Here is a 19,775-nt window from a genome sequence, read left to right on the forward strand (position 1 = left end):
ATATAATTATAAAATTGAAAGGTTACACATTCTAAATATTATCTTTAGTATATGACCACAAAAACCAAAAAAACCGGATTAATCGTAATTTTATCAATAATCGTATTGATTGTTGGCTATTTTATTACTAAAACTAGTATTTTAAATAAAGTTGAAAACTATTTGTCTAATCTACCAGAACACATTGAGTTGCAATATAAATCTATAGATTTAGACTTGTTGAATGGCGATTTTAATATACAAGAAGCTTTACTTACGATAAAAGGAAAAACTACCGAAAAAATAAACACGCAGTTAGAATTTAAAACACTATCTATTGAAGATTTTAGTTATTGGAATTATTGGAAAAACAATACAATTGATGTTGAAAATATAAACGTAAAATCTCCAAAAATCACTCATTTTTATAATAAACAAGTATCTTCTGAAGATTTTAATACTCAAATAAAAAGTCAGGTTAAAAGTCCTATTTATATTGAAACTTTTTCTGTAGAAAATGCCAATGTTGAAATTTTTGATTTTAATACTGAAGATGTACTTTTTAAATCAGAACAATTAAACTTATCTACATCAAATATTGTTTTTAATGCAAATACATCTAATGCTAAAATACCTTTTAAGTTTGAAAGTTTTAACTTTTCGGTTAATCAAACATTTTATGTATTAAACGATTTTGAAAACTTGACTGTAAATAAAATTGAAGTCCATAAAAATAACGCAACGTTTACCGATTTAAATATCAAAACAAAATATGAAAAGCAAGAACTTTCTAAACACTTAAAAGTAGAACGTGATTACTATGATTTAAATGTTAAAGAGATTGTAGTCAATGACTTTGCAACAAACTTTAAAAATGACAGTATTTTTAGTTTTACAACAGAGAATGTAGTTATAAAGCAGCCAAATTTCAACATTTATAGAGATAAGTTGGTAGCAGATGATTTGTCTGTAAAACCTATGTATAGTAAGCAATTAAGAGATTTAAATTTCGATTTAAAAGTAAAAAATGTGCAAATTAAAAATGCTTTTATCACTTATGAAGAAAAGGTGAAACACGATAAGCCTGCTGGTCAAATAAAATTTACCAATCTAAACGCTAACATTAGTCATTTAGGCAATGCTTTTACTGATTTGGGTACTACAAAAATTGATGTTACCTCTACATTTATGGATAATTCCAATTTAAAAGTTAGTTGGGATTTTGACGTTAATAACCAATTAGATCAATTTGTTTTTAAAGCAGATATAGGTGTTTTAAATGCAAGTCAACTAAACCAATTTATGGAGCCTAATTTAAATATAAGATTAGATGGGCAATTACAGAAAACTTACTTTACAATAAACGGAAACTCTGATGTTTCAAATATTGATTTAAAAACTAAATATGAAAATTTTGATGTAATTGTTTTAAAAGAAAATGGTGAAGAAAAAAATAAGTTTTTGTCAGGTTTAATAAATCTATTTGTATCAAATAACAGTAATGATCAATCAGATAATTTTAGAAAAGCAACAGCTAAAAATATACAACGCGTTAAACATAAGTCGGTTTTTAATTTTATATGGGTTAATATAAGAGCAGGACTTAAAGAAGCTATGCTGTAATTGTTTATAATTATTGATAAAAACCTTTAGTAAAACCAAGTGGTATGGTTATTTTTACAACAAAAATTTTTACCCTTGGAAAAGTATCTTTCTCAACTTAACGACGCGCAATTAGAACCAACAATACAAGTAGATGGACCAATGATTATTATTGCTGGTGCAGGTTCTGGTAAAACAAGAGTATTAACGTATCGTATAGCTTACTTAATGCATAAAGGCGTAGACTCCTTTAGTATTTTAGCATTAACATTTACCAATAAAGCTGCACGCGAAATGAAAGAGCGTATTGCTCAAATTGTTGGCGAAAGTGAAGCTAAAAATCTTTGGATGGGTACATTTCACTCCGTTTTTGCTCGTATTTTAAGAGTAGAAGGTCATCATTTAGGCTTTCCGAGTAATTTTACAATTTACGATACACAAGATTCTCAAAAACTTCTAGGGTCAATTATCAAAGAGATGAATTTAGATAAAGACCTGTATAAAACTAAACAAGTTTACAGCAGGATTTCATCTTACAAAAACAGTTTAATTACTGTAAAAGCCTACTTTAACAATCCAGAATTGATGGAAGCAGATGCTATGGCAAGGCGACCACAAATGGGTAATATTTATAAAGCATATGTAGATCGTTGTTTTAAAGCTGGTGCTATGGATTTTGATGATTTATTATTGCGTACAAACGAGCTTTTAACACGTTTCCCAACCGTTTTAGCAAAATACCAAGATAAATTTAGATACATTTTGGTAGACGAGTATCAGGATACAAACCATAGTCAGTATTTAATTGTACGTGCGTTGGCAGATCGTTTTCAAAATATATGTGTGGTTGGTGATGATGCGCAGAGTATTTATGCCTTTCGTGGTGCAAATATTAATAACATTCTTAATTTCCAGCGTGATTATGATAATGTAAAATTGTACAGATTAGAACAAAATTACCGTTCTACAAAAAATATTGTTGGTGCAGCAAATTCAGTGATTGATCATAACCAAACTAAGTTAGATAAAGTAGTTTGGACAGCTAATGAAGAAGGACCAAAAGTAAAAGTGCATCGAAGTTTAACCGATGGTGACGAAGGTCGTTATGTAGCAAGCACCATTTGGGAAACCAAAATGAATCAGCAACTTAACAATAGCGATTTTGCCATTTTATACCGTACCAATGCACAGTCAAGAGCAATGGAAGACGCGTTACGTAAACGAAATATTCCATACAGAATTTATGGCGGATTAAGTTTCTATCAACGTAAAGAAATTAAAGACGTATTGTCTTACTTACGTTTGATTTTAAACCCTTCAGATGAAGAAGCTTTAAAACGAATTATCAATTATCCAGGAAGAGGTATTGGTCAAACTACGATAGATCGTTTAGTAGTTGCAGCCAATGGTTTAGGTAAAACCATTTGGGAAATTTTAAAAGAAATAGACACAGTTCAAGTAAATATAAATAACGGTACCAAAAATAAACTTCGTGATTTTGTGACTTTAATTGAAAGTTATCAAGTGATGAATCAAACAGCTACCGCTTTTGAACTTGCAGAACACGTTGTAAAATCTAGTGGTCTAATGCGCGAGTTTAATAAAGACGGAACTCCAGAAGGTGTAACAAGACTAGAAAACGTTGAAGAATTGCTAAACGGTATTAAAGATTTTGTTGAAGGACAGCAAGAATTAGCAGATGCCAAAGGTGATTTAGCGGAGTTTCTAGAAGATGTTGCATTAGCTACAGATTTAGATAACGAAAAAGGAGATGATGATGTGGTAGCATTAATGACCATTCACCTTGCAAAAGGACTAGAATTTAATAATGTATTTGTAGTAGGTTTAGAGGAAGATTTATTCCCAAGTGCTATGAGTATGAATACGCGTAGCGAGTTGGAAGAGGAGCGAAGACTGTTTTACGTAGCCTTAACTAGAGCCGAAAAACAAGCCTATTTAACGTATGCTTTATCACGTTACCGTTGGGGAAAATTAGTAGATTCTGATCCTAGCCGATTTATTGAAGAAATAGACGATCAGTTTATAGAAAATATTACGCCAAAAGAAGAAAGACGTATCAATCCAATGTTATCTGCCGATATTTTTGGAGATGTAGAACCAAATAAGGTTAGGTTTAAAAAGCCAATCCAACCTAAGTTTAAAAAGAAAGAAAAGAAAGCACCAGAAAAGTTTACACCATCAACACCTAAAAACCTTAAAAAAGTAGATGCTTTAGGTAAAAACGATGTGCCAAGTACTAACTTGTTTGATGGTAATTTAGCTGTTGGTAATATTGTAAGTCATATGCGATTTGGAAAAGGAGAAGTCTTAAAAATAGAAGGAAAAGGAACTGATACCAAAGCAGAAATTAAATTTGAAGTTGCTGGAGTTAAAAAGCTGTTATTACGTTTTGCAAAATTAGATGTAATAGGGTAACTTTAGTTCAAAGTTCAAAGTCTAAAAGTTTGAAGAGTAACGTCTCTTCGAGTGTTTTGTGAGGTATTATCAAAATGTATCGAGAAGTTTTAATTTAATAATAAAACAAATGGCAAATATTATTAGAATATACGAAGAAAACCCAAACCCAAAAGCGATTAAGCAAGTAGTAGAGGTATTAAAAAAAGGAGGTTTAATAATATATCCAACAGATACTGTTTATGGTTTAGGATGCGATATCACAAATACAAAAGCACTAGAAAAAATCGCACGTATAAAAGGCGTAAAATTGGATAAAGCAAACTTCTCATTTATTTGTCACGACTTAAGTAATCTATCAGATTATGTTAAGCAAATAGATACTAAAACCTTTAAAATCCTAAAACGCGCTTTACCAGGACCATACACATTTATTTTACCAGGTTCTAAAACCTTACCAGCTGCGTTTAAAAAGAAAAAAGAAGTTGGTATACGTGTGCCTAATAACAATATTGCTTTAGAAATTGTAAAACTTTTAGGTAACCCTATTGTCTCAACATCTATTAGAGATGAAGACGAAATTATAGAATACACAACAGATCCAGAGTTAATTCTAGAAAAATGGGACAACTTAGTAGATTTAGTTATTGATGGTGGTTATGGAGATAATCAAGCATCTACAGTTGTCGATTTATCTAAAGAAGAACCTTTAATTGTTAGAGAAGGAAAAGGTAGTTTAGAGATTTTTTAGTATTTGTTGTTTAGAAAAAGTTTTGCCTAGCTATCTATTTTAAATATTTCACTTCGAGTGATTTACGAAGTATGAGTAAATTGTATCGAGAAGTAGTTTTATGATATTGAATTTTCTTTAATCGTAGAAAATAAACTAAAATAAAAAATGAAACCAACCAATAACCACATTAACTACATCGAATTAAAAGCAACCAATCTAGAAGCTACAAAAACCTTTTACAGCAACGCTTTTGGTTGGCAGTTTAAAGATTATGGCGATAGTTATATTGCTTTTGAATCTAGCGGACTAGATGGTGGTTTTGAAAAATCAAATCAACCAATTGTAAATGGTGCATTAGTGGTTTTGTATCATAACGATTTAGAAAGTATTAAATCAAAACTAATTCAATTAGGCGCGACAATTTCTGTAGATATATTTTCTTTTCCTGGCGGAAAGCGCTTTCAATTTTTAGATCCTTCGGGTAATGAGCTAGCTATTTGGAGTGAATAATTAATCCATAAAAAAAGCCCAACTTAAAGTTGAGCTTTCAATATATTTTATAAGAAAATGATTAGTTACCTTCTTCTTCAGATAATGTTTTCATTTCTTCTTCAATCATTTTATAAAACTGATCAATTTTTGGTAAGATATAAATCTTTGTTCTTCTGTTAGTCGCTCTGTTTTCAGCAGTATCATTTGGTACTAAAGGTAAATGGTCACCACGTCCAGCAGCAATTAATTGTTCTGGCTTAACACCTAATTCTTGTAAAGCTCTTACGATAGAGGTACTACGTTTTACACTTAAGTCCCAGTTATCTAACAATACGCCTTTTCTGTATGGTACATTGTCTGTATGTCCTTCTACCATAGCTTCAAAGTTTGGTTTACCATTAATTACTGTTGCTACTTTACCTAAGATTTCTTTTGCACGGTCGGTAATGTTGTAGCTTCCGCTTTTAAATAATAATTTATCTGATAATGAGATAAATACTACGCTTTTTTCTACATTAATTTCAATGTCTTCGTCATTAAGACCAACTTCTTTCTTCAAACTTGTTACTAAAGCTAGTGTAACACTGTCTTTTTTAGTTAACGCGTCTTGTAGTCTAGAGATTTTTAAATCCTTTTCTTTTAAGCTTTCTAAAGATTTTTCTAAGTTTTCTGCACCTTTTGTTGTTAAAACAGTCATGTCTTTAGTGCTTTGTATTAAAGCTTCGTTATTAGCTTTCATATCGGCTAAACGATCTTGTAACTCTTTAACTCTTGCTAACTCTGCAGCTTTATCTGCTAAACAAGAGTTTAGTTTAACTGTAGCTGTGTTTAATAAATCTTGTGTTTCTTTATGTTTTGCTTCTAATGCAGCGTATTCTTTTTTAGATACACATGAGCTTAGTAACAGTAGTGCACTTGCACTAAATAATATTAGTTTCTTCATAATTTATGGATTGAATAAAATTAAATTTATACACACCAAAAGTATAAATATTTAAAATGTTAAAATTAGGTTTAACAAAACTTTTGCTAAAAGATTTAAAGTTTTGAAAAAGTAGATCTCTTTTTAATGAAATATTGATAAACAATAGATTTTATAGAGAAATATCCTGCTTGTTGGGTTAAGTTTTTACGTTGCCTTAAAAGTGTTTTTAATTTGCCATAAAATGAAAAATGAGCTTTTAAAACGGCTAAGAAATGATTAAACTTTAGTTGTAATAAGAATCTTAATCCGGCAATACCATCCAAAATTAATCTAACTAAGATTATCAAAAACAAATTTCCTTTAGCGTTTTTTGTTAAAGTAAATAAACTATTTCTAAAATTTAGATACGTTTTTTTAGGATTTGCTGCGCTTAACGTTGCACCGCCAACATGATACACAGTGCTTTCTGAAACATATTTTGTTTTGTAGTTTAAATTAAATGCACGCCAACATAAATCAATTTCTTCTTGATGGGCAAAAAAGCTTTCGTCAAAACCATTTAATTGTTTAAAAACTTCTTTTCGTATAAAAAAGCAGGCGCCAGATGCCCAAAAAATGTTTTTGCTTTGATATTGATTTGTGTCAACTTCTATAGTATCAAAAATACGACCTCTACAAAAGGGATAGCCGTATTTATCAATAAAACCACCAGCAGCGCCAGCGTATTCAAATTTAGTTTTGTCTTTGTAATCTAAAATTTTAGGCTGAATAATTGCTGTTTCAGTTTCAGTGTTAAAAGTGTCAAGTATTGGGTCAAGCCAATTTGGAGTGACTTCAATGTCGCTGTTAAGAAGACAGAAAATATCTTCGTCTACAAATTGTAATGCATCATTGTAGCCTTTAGCGTATCCACCATTAATTTTGTTTTCTATGATTTTTACATTAGGAAACTGATCTTTTACAAAAGCAACAGAACTATCAGTAGATGCATTATCAGCTACATAAATTGTGGCGTCTTTAGAATAATCAATAACAGAAGGCAAAAACTGCTCTAAAAGTGCTTTTCCGTTCCAATTTAATATGACAACTGCTATTTTCAATATTTGTTGATGTGTTTATTTGTTTTCTAATACAGCCAACTGCGTACTGTTTACTGCTGACTATATTCTGGAATATCTCTTAAAAACTGATAGTGTTCAGCCTCAAAATCCATTTTGCAATAATAATGATTTATACCATTGGTCACCATTAAATAGTCTGCATTTAGCGTTAAGTTATAACGCGCAATTTGATCAAAAGTATCTTGGCTTATTTTAATCTTAGGCGCTTTACATTCAACAATCAACTTAATGCTTCCGTCGGTGTTAAAAACAACAATGTCGTAACGCTTTTTTAAGTCGTTTACCTTCAGTTCTTTTTCAACATTAATTAAAGAAATCGGGTAATTTTTAACTTCAATTAAATAATGAATACAATGCTGTCTTACCCATTCTTCAGGTTGTAAAACGATAAATTTTTTACGTATCACATCAAAGATAGATACTTTATTTTCGCTATTTTTGAAACGAAACGAAAACTTTGGAAAATTGAGGTCTAGCATTAACGCTGTATAATTTATTTCAAAGTTAAGGTACAATAATAAAAAAGCAAATTCCATGTCATGTTTTTGGAATTTTAAACTTGCAATTTTAAGCTTGTGGACGACGTCAAACAACTGGTAACAGATATAAAAAACGGAAATATCAAACCCATTTATCTTCTAATGGGTGAAGAACCTTATTATATTGATAAAATTTCAGAATTTATAGAACAAACTGTTCTTGCAGAAGAAGAACGTGGTTTTAACCAGATGATTTTGTACGGTCGTGATGTAGCAGTAGAAGATATTGTGAGCAATGCAAAGCGTTTTCCTATGATGGCAGAACGCCAAGTGGTTATAGTAAAAGAAGCTCAAGATTTATCACGCACGTTTGACAAGTTGGATGATTATGCTAAAAACCCACAGCCATCAACCGTTTTGGTGCTTTGTTATAAATACAAAACAGTAGATAAACGTAAAGCAGTGTATAAGGCAATAAAAAAATCTGGTGTTGTTTTTGAAAGTAAAAAACTATATGATAATCAAGTACCAGATTGGATAAAGCGTGTTTTATCACCAAGAGGTTATGCAATAACACCCAAAGCTTCTCAATTATTGGTAGAGTTTTTGGGGACAGATTTAGGAAAAATTAATAACGAACTTGAAAAACTTCAAATAGTTTTACCTAAAAACACACAAATTACGCCAGAGCATATCGAAGAAAATATTGGGATTAGTAAGGATTACAACAATTTTGAGCTTAGAAAAGCAATAGGTGCAAGAGATAGTGTAAAAGCATTTAAAATTGTACAATACTTTGCAGATAACCCAAAAGATAATCCAATGGTTGTTACGGTTGCTTTGCTCTTTAATTTCTTTTCTCAGTTACTACAATTACACGGAATGAAAGATAGAAATCCGCGTAGTGTGGCAAGTGCATTACGAGTTAATCCTTATTTTGTAAACGAATATTTGGATGCAGCAAGAAACTTCCCAATGCGAAAAGTAAGTCAAGTTGTAGCTTTACTTAGAGAGTTTGATGTTAAAAGTAAAGGTGTAAATAGTAATGCTGTACCGCAAGGAGATTTACTAAAGGAATTATTAGTTAAGATTTTAAATTAATGAAATACTTTACTTTTATATTAATAATTTCTTTGTTTTCATGCAAAACAACACAAACACTTCCAGATCCTTTAGAAGCTGGATGGAATGGTAAAAAAGTATGCGAAGTGTTGCAAGATACTAAAGAGCAGCGCATATTAAAGTGTACATTTCCACCAGGAGTTGGGCATCAAAAACACTATCACAATCCACATTTTGGTTATACCTTAAAAGGAGGCACTTTTAAAATTACAGATACTTCGGGGACAAAAACTATTAAAGTACCTACAGGAACAACTTGGAGTAAAACAAAAGTAACACAGCACGAGGTATTAAATGTAGGAGATAGTACTTCTGTCTATTTAATTATAGAACCTAAGTAATAAAGTCTTTAACATTTCACTCTGTTTTTAACACAACAAACATATTCTTTAACATTAAGTATTAAAGTCCGGTTAAACCAATTTTGATTTTCTTGTTTAGTATTCATTTTTAGTAATTTAGATACCGAAAAAGAATTATTAATCACAAAAAACAATCAAAAATGGAAAATTTAGATAGAAAGAAAGTTGCGATTTTAGCAACAAATGGATTTGAAGAAAGCGAGTTGAAAGAACCAATGAATGCTTTAAAAGAAGCTGGTGCAGATGTACATATTGTATCAGAAAATTTAGGAAAAATTAAAGGATGGCAAGATGGAAATTGGAGTAATGAATATGAAGTAGATAAAACCATTGATGAAGCATCTCAAGAAAATTATGATGCGCTAATGTTACCAGGAGGAGTAATTAATCCAGATGTTTTAAGACGTAACGAAGATGCCATACGATTTGTAAAATCATTTTTTGCAAATAAAAAACCAGTAGGAGCTATTTGTCATGCACCATGGTTATTAGCAGAAGCAGATGTTTTACAAGGAAGAAAAATTACATCTTTTAATTCAATAAAACGAGATTTAGTAAACGCAGGAGCAAAATGGGAAGATAGCGAAGTAGTTGTAGATGAAGGATTAGTAACTAGTAGAAACCCTAATGACTTACCAGCATTTAATAAAAAATTAATTGAAGAAGTTTACGAAGGTAAACATCAAATGCAAACTGCATAATAAGTAAGTAAATATCAATAAAAAAGCGAACTTTTAAGTTCGCTTTTTTTATGTCCAATAATTAAGGTTAGTAAAAGAAAGTAGTTATTTAAGGTCTTCTAATTCTAGGTTATAATCATACTGTAAATCTTCGTGTAGATTTTTTACTTTCTTTTTAATTGCTAAAATATTTCTGTTGTAAAGATTGGTTAATGTCGTGTTTCTAGATATTGAAGGCGTCATAGCTTTTAATTTTTGACAGAAATATAAAAGGAGTTCGACTTCAGTTTCTTTGTTAAGCGAATACCTGATGTATTTTTTAGTATTACGTAAAATTTTGCGAACGCTTTTCTTTATGTAAAAAAAGCTATTGGTGTTAATTTGGTCAAACTGTTCATCAATTTCAGCTTTTACAGTTTCAATATAACCAGCTTCGTAATCTGCTTCAAAAAGTAAGTAGGTAAGTAGTTCTTTATTTTCTTTTTTAAATCTAGATAAACGTAGACAAAGCTCGGCAAGTTCGTCGTTAGATTTATGTTTTAATTCTTTACGTATGTTCGCAACGGTAGCAGATTTCATCTATAATTTATAGTGTTTTCTAATGGTGTTTTTAACCCTAAAAAGTCTAAAAATACCAATTAATAATATAATAGGAGCAATAGCGATTAAAACAACTCCAAAGGTTTTTAAGTCTTCAAAAAGTTCAATTTTTAAAATAGTTATACCGGTACCTAAAATGACTAAAAAGGTTCTAAAATAAGCTAAAAAAGTTCTTTCGTTTGCTAGTTTAGTACGTTCTATAGCAAGCCAATCTCTTGTGGTTAGATCGTTTTTAGTAATGCTCATTGTTAAATATAATTTAGGTTAAAGATATTAAATAATTATTACTCTTTTTTTTAGCTTTAACATAATAAAAAGAATAGTTTATCACTAGTTTAACATCAAAAGGTCTTTAAAAATGTAACTTTAAGTAAACCAATTAAAATTTTAATTATGCCTTTTATTACAAATGAAAATACAGAAGAAATTGTAGATATTTTTTATGAAGATTATGGAGAAGGACAGCCGGTCATTTTAATTCATGGTTGGCCACTAAGCAGAAAATCTTGGGAACATCAAGTTTGGAAAATTGTTGAAGCAGGTTACCGTTGTATATCTTATGATAGACGTGGATTTGGGATTAGTTCTTTCCCATGGAATGGATATGATTACTCTTCATTAGCTAGCGATTTAAATGAAATTATCACTCAATTAGAATTAGAAGACGCAATTATTGTTGGTTTTTCTATGGGTGGAGGAGAAGTAGTTAGATATTGTACTGATTACGGAACTGATAAAATTGCTAAAGCAGCATTAATTAGTAGTATAATTCCTTTAGTAAAACAAAAAGATGACAATCCAACTGGAGTACCAGAAAAGGATTTATTAGGAATCAAAGACGCTTTAGAAAATGACCGTGTAGGTTTTTTAAAAGAATTCTCTAAAGGATTTTATAATTATGAAGAAAATAAAGATAAAATTAGTCAAGCACAGTTAGATTATGATTTTATCGTAGCGTCTCATGCATCGCCACGTGGTACAATTGAAGCAGCCAAAGCATGGATGCATACTGACTTTAGAGACGAATTAAAAAATGTAGATGTACCAACATTAATCATTCATGGAGATGCAGATAATACTGTACCGATAGAAACTTCTGCAAAACAAGCAGCAAAAGGAATTGTAAATAATACTTTTCATATTATAAAAGACGCTCCTCATGGATTAAATATAACGCACAAAGAAGAATTGAATAATCTTTTAATTAAATTTTTAGAAGAATAAACTTAGTATATATTAAAACAAAAAGCGCATCCTATAAAGATGCGCTTTTTTTAATTAAAACTTAAAATTACCTACCTTAATTTAGGGAAATTAGTAGGATTAGACTCATGCATTACATCATAAATAGCTTCAAAAACATCTTCAGTAGATGGTTTTGAAAAATAATCGCCATCTGTACCATAAGCTGGTCTATGAGGTTTTGCTGCTAATGTTTTTGGTACGCTATCTAAGTATTTAAAAGCGCCTTGTTTATTTATAATTTGATCTAAAATGTATGCAGATGCTCCGCCTGGCATATCTTCATCAATAACCATTAGGCGATTTGTTTTTGCTACACTTTTTACGATATCTTGATTTAAGTCAAAAGGCAATAAAGATTGTACATCAATAATTTCTGCATCTATACCAACTTCTAACAACTCTTTAGCTGCTTGCTCAACTATTCTTAGTGTAGAGCCATAAGAAACTAGTGTAATATCGGTTCCTTCTTTAACAGTTTCTACAACACCTAAAGGTGTTTTAAATTCACCTATATTATTTGGCATAGGTTCTTTTAAACGATATCCGTTTAGACATTCTACAATTATTGCTGGTTCATCACTTTCTAATAACGTGTTATAAAAACCAGCTGCTTTAGTCATATTTCTTGGTACTAAAACATGTACGCCTCTAACTAGATTTAAAATACCACCCATTTGTGATCCAGAATGCCAAATACCTTCTAATCTGTGTCCTCGAGTACGTACAATTAAAGGTGCTTTTTGTGTAGATTTTGTTCTGTATCTTACTGTAGCTAAATCGTCACTAATAATTTGTAGCGCATACATTATGTAGTCTAGATATTGAATTTCTGCAATAGGACGTAAGCCTCGCATAGCCATACCAATACCTTGCCCTACAATTGTTGCTTCTCTAATACCAGCGTCTGCTACGCGTAATTCGCCATATTTTTCTTGTAAACCTTCTAAACCTTGGTTTACATCACCAATATTACCAGAATCTTCACCAAAAATTAATGTTTCAGGATATTTATTAAAAATAGCATCAAAATTATCACGTATTACTACACGACCATCTACTTGCTCTGGATTATCATCGTAAGTTGGTTTTACTTCTTTTACATGAATAGCAGCTGTTTCTGTTTCATTTAAAAGATCAGAGCTATATTTTGGTTGAATTTTGGCAAAGTAATTCTCTATCCAATTTAGTAATTGGTTCTTAGCTTCGCTTTCTTCAGATATTACATAACGTAAAGCTTTTCTAGCTGAAGAAATAACGTCTTTACGGTTAGGTTCTTTTATATCTTTAAGCTCGTTAGTAAGTTTTTCAATAAAAACTTTATTAGAACTAGTTGTTGCTAATTGTGTTAATAATGAAATGACTTCTGTTTTTTCTTCAAGAATTGGTTTTAAGTAGCTTGTCCAAGCAGCTTTTTTACCATCTCTTACTTGCTTTTTTATATTCTTTTCAAGGGTTTCAAGCTCATCTTCTGTTGCAATGTTATGCGCAATCATCCATTCACGCATTTTTATGTTGCAATCATGTTCTCTTTCCCAAGACAAACGGTCTTGAGATTTGTAACGCTCATGAGATCCTGAAGTCGAGTGACCTTGAGGTTGAGTTAATTCTAGTACATGGATAAGGACAGGAACGTGCTCTTCTCTTGCAATTTTTCCTGCCATTTCATAGGTTTCGATTAGGTTAACGTAATCCCAACCTTTTACGCGTAAAATTTCATAACCTTCATTGTCTTTATCGCGTTGAAATCCTTTTAAAATTTCAGATATATTTTCTTTTGTAGTTTGATGTTTTGCATGAACAGAAATTCCATATTCATCATCCCAAACACTAATTACCATTGGTACTTGTAAAACTCCTGCAGCATTAATGGTTTCAAAAAATAAACCTTCACTTGTACTTGCGTTACCAATGGTTCCCCAAGCTACTTCGTTACCTTTATTAGAAAATTTTGCTGCATCTATACCGTCTACATTTCTGTATATTTTAGAAGCTTGTGCTAATCCTAATAATCTTGGCATTTGTCCTGCAGTAGGAGAGATATCTGAACTTGAATTTTTTTGTTTGGTTAGATCTTTCCAGTTTCCGTTTTCATCTAAGCTATGTGTGGTAAAATGTCCACCCATTTGTCTACCAGCACTCATAGGCTCTTCTTTAAGATCTGTATTGGCATACAAACCAGCAAAAAATTGTTCTATGTTTAGCTCTCCGATAGCCATCATAAATGTTTGGTCACGATAGTATCCAGATCTAAAATCACCATTTTTAAAAGCTTTAGCTAATGCTAGTTGAGGTACTTCTTTACCATCACCAAAAATCCCGAATTTTGCTTTACCAGTCAACACTTCTCTACGACCAAGTAAGCTACATTCTCTACTGGTTACAGCTACTTTATAATCGTTAAGGACTTCTGTTTTAAAGTCTTCAAAAGAAAGGTCTTTTTTTGTGTTAGTTTTTGCTTGCATAATATAGGAATAAGTTACTTGCAAAAATAGGCATTAAATCTGATTTTTGCAATGTGTGATTATCTTAAAATAATACGAAAAATTAAATTAAATAAGTAAAATTTTGTTAATTTCTTATTATTTAAAAGAAATATCAATTTTGGTTAAGAATTTTTTAATATCTAAAAACTTCAAATAAGTTATTTTTTAATACCATCTTCTTGTAAATAAACCTAATAAAGTTTGAGGAGAAAGTGTGACGATAAAACGTATTTTTTGGTCGTAGTTTGGTTGACCAATTTCCCAACCTAAATTAGAATAAACAGGAAGGTATATTTCAAAATAATCTTCTACAAGATTTAGTCGTATACCAGAATCGTAAACAAATTTAGGGCTTAAGTTTTGACTTTTTATAACTCCAACATCTCCATACGCCATTATATAACGCCATATTGTAGCACTTGTGTTTACAGTAGTAATCCATTGATTGGCATAGGGTTGCTCTAATTTTGATTTAAACCCTCCTTCAGCAATAATTAACTGCTGGCTTAATAAGCCTTGTTCTTCACTACGTCCTAAATAATCATAATCAAATAGGTAATCTGTAGGTCTGTCTAAAGCAAAGCTAAAAAAGTCAGAATCTTGATAAGTTTGATTATACAAGAAAATACCAGAGAAAACCCTTAAATTAAATTGATTGTTTTTTTCGGTAAGTGTTCTAAATTCTAACGTAGTAGATGCTTTACCAAAATCTTTAGAGAGTTGTAAGTCTAAGTTGAAGTATTTTGTTTCTTTTAAATTTCTATCGTTAATACTATACCTAGCATTAAAAACACCATATTTTGGCTCTCCATCGGTTTCAAATTCGCCTGTTGGATCAACTTCTCGGTCAATATTCACATATCTAAAATTTAGATATTCTCTTTTATTATCTCTTAAGTTTTTATGGTCTCTAAATATAAAATCTATATAAGGAGTAAAGCTTGTATATGATAAATTTGGTGCATAATTGTAGTAATTACCTGATATACCATAACGTGTTCTAAAATTATTAGAGTTTTCTGGTCTTGCAGAATACGATACAGATGCACTACCGACTAATTGTTTACTTTTTATACCAAACTTTGGGCTTATTTTGTAATTAAGTCTTTTGCTTAATAAGGTTTTGTTATAAAGTTTTAATCCAGGTGAAAGACCATCATAAAAATTATACTCAAACTCTGGCATAAAAAAGACTTGGCTATAATTTGGGTCTTCTATATCTTTAAATAGTCTAAACTGTAATGGTTTATTGGTTAAGAAAAAACCATCAAGTTTTTTAAAATTATTACGTTGATTAAATTCTGGCGCAACATTATCATAGTTTAAAGCTAATTGATCAGCTTCAGTTTTTTCTACTTTTATTTTTTTTGTGCCTTTAAAACCTTCAATCCATTGTTTAGAAATTACCGTATCATTTTTTAGTTTAAACAAGGCAATTGGCATTGTGTTGTCACGAATGTTTTTTATTGTAATTTCTAAGGAGTCTTCAGTTTTTTTAACTCTTTTTATACGATAATCTATTTTTTTACTTGTAGAGACATAATCTTCAAAAAACCAATCTAAATTTTTGTTAGTCTTATTTCTAATAAAATCCTCGAAATCTAGAGCAGAAATTGGTTTCATTTTTCTAGTTTTCACAAACTCAGAAATACTATTTTCAATGGTTTTATTTCCTATATAGTCATCTAAATAATTAAGTCCAACAGCTGCTTTGTATTTATTAGATATGTTTTTATTAAACTTAAGTAAGCTGTCTTTAGACATATCTAGTGGTTGATCTAGATTGGTACGTGCCATGTGCATGTATAAAAATGGATACTGGTCATTAAACTCTAAATCTGATGCATGAAAAGCTCGAACGCCCCAAATATTAGCTAGCTTACCAAGTATTTTTTGATTTGGATAGTTTTCTTCTACATATTTCATTAAATAGTAAATCTGAATGCCATCCAAAATCCATTGATCTTTTCTTGGGTTGATTAGCAATGTGTTTTCTAAATAGCTTCTTAGTGCTGTTTTTAAGATTTTTAGTTCGTACTGAAATGTATCGTCAAACGGTCTTATAAAATCTGGTAATAAGTTAAGACCGTAAATTGGATCTTTTTTATAATCTATCCAGGTTAATAACATTTTATTGTGAGGATACTCACCCAAGTTTTTATTAATAAATTGAGTTACTCTATCTGTAACAATAGCAACTTCAGCAGGATCTAAATCTTCAGTATCAATATTAGATTTGATGTTAAAGAAGTCTGTTTCTACAGTTTTGTAATCATTGTTTTTAACTAAAGAAAACTTGGTCGTTAAAACATCTTTTCCTTGCAAAACAGTAGTGACATTGTCTCCTCTTGTTGTATTTTTTAAGGTGTTTAATTCAGATATAGGAGTAAAGGATTTTGGGTAGGTTATTGTTAGATTAACATCAGATTTTGGTAAGTATAAATCGTCTAAATCTTTATTGCTGTAATAATGCCATTTACCATCAAAAATAGCAGGAGTAATGTACCAAAAACGTAAATTATATTGACCATCATCTGTTACACCATAGCGTGTAAATTTATTGTTTGGTATTTGTACAATGTAGTTTAAAGTTAAATTATAACTGCTTTTAGGTTGTAACGGCTCTTTTAAAGCAACTTTAATAACATCTATATGTTTCTTATCTAAACGGTCAAAAAATAAGGCATTATTATCTTGGTTTATGCTTGTTAGGGCAGTGTAACCTCTATCTTCGTTTTTAGCAAAATGAAAAACGGTTTTAAACTCGTCTGCAAAACGCTCGGCTAAAGGAGATGTTTTGGAAGAATAACTATGACTCCAATCGTTAAGATAAATAGTATCTAAAACCTTGTTAGAATTATTATAATAAGTAATTTTTTGAGTGATTGCAATACTGTGATTGTTTGTGTCAAACACAGCATTAATGTCCATTTTATTTTGGCTTAGCGCCGAAATGGAAAACAGGCAGATTATGATGAAAGTGTATTTAAATTTCAATTTTCTTTTTAATAGCTTTTAAAAGTTATAGCAATACTTTTTTTCTTGAAAATAATGTTTTCAAATTTAAAAATGTACAGCGAACAACAATTTTTTTTAAAAATTATAACGAAAGAAAATCAATATTGTTTTAATTGATTGAAAATGTTTGTTTTAGAGATTTTCTCTAGTCCTTGTATATAGAATACGAAATTAATACACTATTGGTTTCATCTTTTAATGATAATTGACCATTATGGTCTAAAACAAATTGCCAACCAAAAGGTTCTTTTTCAACTCTGTAATATTTAATGTTGTTAGAAGTTTTTACAAGCTTTAATTTTTGAATTCTTTTATGTTTTCTATAGTATAAGTTATTATCACTCATTTTTACAAATTCAAAATAACCATCTTCCTTTTTTGTTTTAAAAGATTGAAGGTGCCATTTGCCTATAACTTCAATTTCTTTTAGTTTTTGAAGTTTAAGTTGGTATATAAAAGCGTCATATAAGTCTTTACTTACTGTGTTGCTATTTATTTTATTTAGTTTTTCTAGTAATGATTGATGTTTATTGCTTTCGCCATAAACAGAGTAGTTATAAAATGTTAATGAAATCCCTTCTAACTGATAAGCTGGATATTGAATTAACTTTTGATTACCTTTTGCATTAGCGCAAGTTTTTATAATTGGCCAATATGCAATCTGTGAAGGTCCAAAATAATTATGAATATGGTGCATTTCTACAACACTATTATTAGGAAGATAGTGTTCTAAGCCATGAATTTCAATCATTAACGCAGACTTAATCATGTGCGTAATGGTAAGAGAATCGTGTTGTTTTGCTATGTAATTATCTTTATATAATGCGTTCTGATCTTGGTCTAAAAGATCTTTCCAATAGTCTTCTATCTCCTGATCTGTTTTTAGTGCAGATATTTCCTCCTTATATTCTGATAAAAGTGTTTTTTTAGCACAAGAAGTAAATAAAACTAAAGTAGTGATTAACACATAAAAAGACTTCATTTTAAAAACATTACAATTCAAACCAATCTTTAACTTTAGTTGTTTGCTTTGGTATGTATGTTTTATGAATAAACTCATTATTCGCTTTGTTATACTCATAGTCTTCAGCCCATTCTTTATGGTTTTTGGCTAAAGCTTCTATGCTTTCGCATACATAATCTACTTCAGCACAAGTGGTTGTTGGGTGAATAGACATACGTATCCAACCTGGTTTTTGAGATAAGTCACCAGCTGTAATTTCACAAGTTAAAGAATGAGATTTTTCTTTGTCTACGTGTAATAAGTAATGACCGTAAGTACCTGCACAACTGCATCCACCACGTGTTTGTATTCCAAATTTATCATTCAATAATTTTACACCTAAATTGAAGTGTAAATCTTCAATATAGAATGAAAACACGCCTAATCTATCTTCATGTTCTGCAGCTAAAACATGTAAATTTTCAATGTTTTTTAAACTTTTAAAAATATGATGTGACATTTCATGTTCTCTATCTAAAATATTTTTTACACCCATTTGGTCTTTTAGCTTTATAGCTAAAGCCGTTTTAATAGTTTGTAAAAAACCTGGTGTACCGCCATCTTCACGGTCTTCGATACTATCAATATATTTATGTTCTCCCCAAGGATTTGTCCAGCTTACAGTACCGCCACCAGGACAATCGGGAATCATATTTTTGTATAATTTTTTATTGAAAACCAAAACACCAGATGTTCCAGGTCCGCCTAAGAATTTATGAGGAGAGAAAAATATAGCGTCTAAATAAGCGTCTTCATCTTCTGGATGCATATTAATATCTACATAAGGTGCAGCACACGCAAAATCTACAAAACAAACACCACCATGTTGATGCATTGTTTTAGCAATTTGGTGATAAGGTGTTTTTAAACCAGTAACGTTAGATGCGGCAGTTACAGAAGCGATTTTTAATGGACAGTCTTTGTACTGTTCTAATAAAATTTCAAGGTTTTTCATGCAGAATAAACCATCTTCTCCTGCAGGAATAACTTCAACTTTTGCCATAGTTTCTAACCATGAAGTTTGGTTAGAGTGATGTTCCATATGTGTAACAAACACAACAGGTCTTATCTCGTTTGGTATTTTAGTGTATTTGCTTAAATTTTCAGGGACTTTTAGTCCTAAAATACGTTGAAACTTATTGACTACACTTGTCATACCATTTCCAGCAACAATTAAAACATCATCTTTATTACTGTTTACATGTCCCTTAATGATTTGTCTTGCTTTATGATAAGCATTAGTCATTGCAGTACCAGACACAGTAGTTTCCGTATGTGTATTGGCTACGAAAGGACCAAAATGATTGGTTATTTTTTCTTCAATCGGTCTGTACAATCTACCAGAAGCTGTCCAATCTGTATAAACCATTTTTTGTTTTCCGTAAGGTGATTCAAATTCTTGGTCTATTCCTATAATATGTTTTCTAAACTGAGAGAAATAAGTTTCTAGTTTAGAAGTTTCGGTTCTTTTAGCGTTTGTTGTGTACATAACCTGAAAATTTTAAGCTATAATATA

17 protein-coding genes are annotated in these 19,775 nt (G+C 30.6%); 8 read left to right on the forward strand and 9 right to left on the reverse strand.

What is annotated here, in order from left to right; all coding sequences use genetic code 11:
- The first annotated feature begins 51 nt into the window (after nt 1-51).
- From H574_RS0106270 to H574_RS0106285, 4 genes are all read left to right on the forward strand, one after another.
- Entirely contained in the window at nt 52-1,602 is a 1,551-nt protein-coding gene (locus H574_RS0106270; protein WP_027879750.1) for a hypothetical protein, read from the forward strand.
- A gap of 75 nt (nt 1,603-1,677) precedes the next feature.
- Nucleotides 1,678-4,017 (forward strand): ATP-dependent helicase, encoded by a 2,340-nt coding sequence (locus H574_RS0106275; RefSeq protein WP_027879751.1) that lies wholly within the window; start codon nt 1,678-1,680, stop codon nt 4,015-4,017.
- A 109-nt stretch (nt 4,018-4,126) separates the two neighbouring features.
- On the forward strand, nt 4,127-4,747 hold the full coding sequence (locus H574_RS0106280; RefSeq protein WP_027879752.1) for an L-threonylcarbamoyladenylate synthase: 621 nt from the start codon (nt 4,127-4,129) through the stop codon (nt 4,745-4,747).
- A 147-nt stretch (nt 4,748-4,894) separates the two neighbouring features.
- Nucleotides 4,895-5,239, forward strand: a complete 345-nt coding sequence (locus tag H574_RS0106285) for a VOC family protein (protein ID WP_027879753.1) — start codon at nt 4,895-4,897, stop codon at nt 5,237-5,239.
- A gap of 61 nt (nt 5,240-5,300) precedes the next feature.
- Here the strand turns inward: H574_RS0106285 and H574_RS0106290 are convergent, their stop codons facing one another.
- The 3 genes from H574_RS0106290 to H574_RS0106300 form a co-directional block, all read right to left on the reverse strand.
- Complete coding sequence (locus H574_RS0106290; protein ID WP_027879754.1) at nt 5,301-6,164, reverse strand: OmpA/MotB family protein; 864 nt, start codon at nt 6,162-6,164, stop codon at nt 5,301-5,303.
- Nucleotides 6,165-6,259: 95 nt separating this feature from the next.
- Nucleotides 6,260-7,249 carry a glycosyltransferase family 2 protein gene (locus H574_RS0106295; RefSeq protein ID WP_027879755.1) on the reverse strand — a complete coding sequence of 330 codons (990 nt, stop codon included), beginning with the start codon at nt 7,247-7,249 and terminating at the stop codon, nt 6,260-6,262.
- 47 nt (nt 7,250-7,296) lie between these two features.
- Nucleotides 7,297-7,746, reverse strand: coding sequence for a type I restriction enzyme HsdR N-terminal domain-containing protein (locus H574_RS0106300; protein WP_027879756.1), 450 nt, complete (start codon nt 7,744-7,746; stop codon nt 7,297-7,299).
- Nucleotides 7,747-7,842: 96 nt separating this feature from the next.
- Here H574_RS0106300 and holA point away from each other — a divergent pair, with 96 nt between their 5' ends.
- The 3 genes from holA to H574_RS0106315 all read left to right on the forward strand — a co-directional run bounded on the left by holA (nt 7,843) and on the right by H574_RS0106315 (nt 9,931).
- The gene (gene holA / locus H574_RS0106305; protein WP_027879757.1) at nt 7,843-8,847 is read left to right on the forward strand and encodes a DNA polymerase III subunit delta; all 1,005 of its coding nucleotides are present in this window, start codon (nt 7,843-7,845) and stop codon (nt 8,845-8,847) included.
- Nucleotides 8,847-9,209 (forward strand): cupin domain-containing protein, encoded by a 363-nt coding sequence (locus H574_RS0106310; protein ID WP_027879758.1) that lies wholly within the window; start codon nt 8,847-8,849, stop codon nt 9,207-9,209. Before holA ends, H574_RS0106310 begins: the two co-directional genes overlap by 1 nt.
- 161 nt (nt 9,210-9,370) lie before the next feature.
- On the forward strand, nt 9,371-9,931 hold the full coding sequence (locus tag H574_RS0106315) for a type 1 glutamine amidotransferase domain-containing protein (protein WP_027879759.1): 561 nt from the start codon (nt 9,371-9,373) through the stop codon (nt 9,929-9,931).
- Nucleotides 9,932-10,015: 84 nt separating this feature from the next.
- Here H574_RS0106315 and H574_RS0106320 read toward each other — a convergent pair whose 3' ends face one another.
- Complete coding sequence (locus tag H574_RS0106320; RefSeq protein WP_027879760.1) at nt 10,016-10,489, reverse strand: hypothetical protein; 474 nt, start codon at nt 10,487-10,489, stop codon at nt 10,016-10,018.
- On the reverse strand, nt 10,490-10,756 hold the full coding sequence (locus H574_RS0106325; protein ID WP_027879761.1) for a DUF202 domain-containing protein: 267 nt from the start codon (nt 10,754-10,756) through the stop codon (nt 10,490-10,492).
- Between the two features lie 147 nt (nt 10,757-10,903).
- Between H574_RS0106325 and H574_RS0106330 the strand changes: the two genes are divergently transcribed.
- Nucleotides 10,904-11,734, forward strand: a complete 831-nt coding sequence (locus H574_RS0106330; protein ID WP_027879762.1) for an alpha/beta fold hydrolase — start codon at nt 10,904-10,906, stop codon at nt 11,732-11,734.
- A gap of 71 nt (nt 11,735-11,805) precedes the next feature.
- Here H574_RS0106330 and H574_RS0106335 read toward each other — a convergent pair whose 3' ends face one another.
- The 4 genes from H574_RS0106335 to H574_RS0106350 form a co-directional block, all read right to left on the reverse strand.
- Nucleotides 11,806-14,217 carry an alpha-ketoacid dehydrogenase subunit alpha/beta gene (locus tag H574_RS0106335; RefSeq protein ID WP_027879763.1) on the reverse strand — a complete coding sequence of 804 codons (2,412 nt, stop codon included), beginning with the start codon at nt 14,215-14,217 and terminating at the stop codon, nt 11,806-11,808.
- Between the two features lie 186 nt (nt 14,218-14,403).
- Nucleotides 14,404-17,169, reverse strand: coding sequence for a metalloprotease (locus H574_RS0106340; RefSeq protein WP_240471257.1), 2,766 nt, complete (start codon nt 17,167-17,169; stop codon nt 14,404-14,406).
- Nucleotides 17,170-17,401: 232 nt separating this feature from the next.
- The gene (locus H574_RS0106345) at nt 17,402-18,238 is read right to left on the reverse strand and encodes a hypothetical protein (RefSeq protein WP_027879765.1); all 837 of its coding nucleotides are present in this window, start codon (nt 18,236-18,238) and stop codon (nt 17,402-17,404) included.
- A 10-nt stretch (nt 18,239-18,248) separates the two neighbouring features.
- The gene (locus H574_RS0106350; protein WP_027879766.1) at nt 18,249-19,748 is read right to left on the reverse strand and encodes an aminotransferase class V-fold PLP-dependent enzyme; all 1,500 of its coding nucleotides are present in this window, start codon (nt 19,746-19,748) and stop codon (nt 18,249-18,251) included.
- Nucleotides 19,749-19,775 lie beyond the last annotated feature (27 nt).

This window comes from Mesoflavibacter zeaxanthinifaciens DSM 18436 (genome assembly GCF_000422365.1).
Taxonomy (GTDB): Bacteria; Bacteroidota; Bacteroidia; order Flavobacteriales; family Flavobacteriaceae; genus Mesoflavibacter; species Mesoflavibacter zeaxanthinifaciens.

Coding starts and splice junctions, on each gene's coding strand:
- H574_RS0106270 (WP_027879750.1), top strand. CDS start 52: ATGACCACAAAAACCAAAAAAACCGGATTAATCGTAATTTTATCAATA.
- H574_RS0106280 (WP_027879752.1), top strand. CDS start 4,127: ATGGCAAATATTATTAGAATATACGAAGAAAACCCAAACCCAAAAGCG.
- H574_RS0106285 (WP_027879753.1), top strand. CDS start 4,895: ATGAAACCAACCAATAACCACATTAACTACATCGAATTAAAAGCAACC.
- H574_RS0106290 (WP_027879754.1), bottom strand. CDS start 6,164: ATGAAGAAACTAATATTATTTAGTGCAAGTGCACTACTGTTACTAAGC.
- H574_RS0106300 (WP_027879756.1), bottom strand. CDS start 7,746: ATGCTAGACCTCAATTTTCCAAAGTTTTCGTTTCGTTTCAAAAATAGC.
- H574_RS0106310 (WP_027879758.1), top strand. CDS start 8,847: ATGAAATACTTTACTTTTATATTAATAATTTCTTTGTTTTCATGCAAA.
- H574_RS0106315 (WP_027879759.1), top strand. CDS start 9,371: ATGGAAAATTTAGATAGAAAGAAAGTTGCGATTTTAGCAACAAATGGA.
- H574_RS0106320 (WP_027879760.1), bottom strand. CDS start 10,489: ATGAAATCTGCTACCGTTGCGAACATACGTAAAGAATTAAAACATAAA.
- H574_RS0106325 (WP_027879761.1), bottom strand. CDS start 10,756: ATGAGCATTACTAAAAACGATCTAACCACAAGAGATTGGCTTGCTATA.
- H574_RS0106330 (WP_027879762.1), top strand. CDS start 10,904: ATGCCTTTTATTACAAATGAAAATACAGAAGAAATTGTAGATATTTTT.
- H574_RS0106335 (WP_027879763.1), bottom strand. CDS start 14,217: ATGCAAGCAAAAACTAACACAAAAAAAGACCTTTCTTTTGAAGACTTT.
- H574_RS0106340 (WP_240471257.1), bottom strand. CDS start 17,169: ATGGACATTAATGCTGTGTTTGACACAAACAATCACAGTATTGCAATC.
- H574_RS0106345 (WP_027879765.1), bottom strand. CDS start 18,238: ATGAAGTCTTTTTATGTGTTAATCACTACTTTAGTTTTATTTACTTCT.
- H574_RS0106350 (WP_027879766.1), bottom strand. CDS start 19,748: ATGTACACAACAAACGCTAAAAGAACCGAAACTTCTAAACTAGAAACT.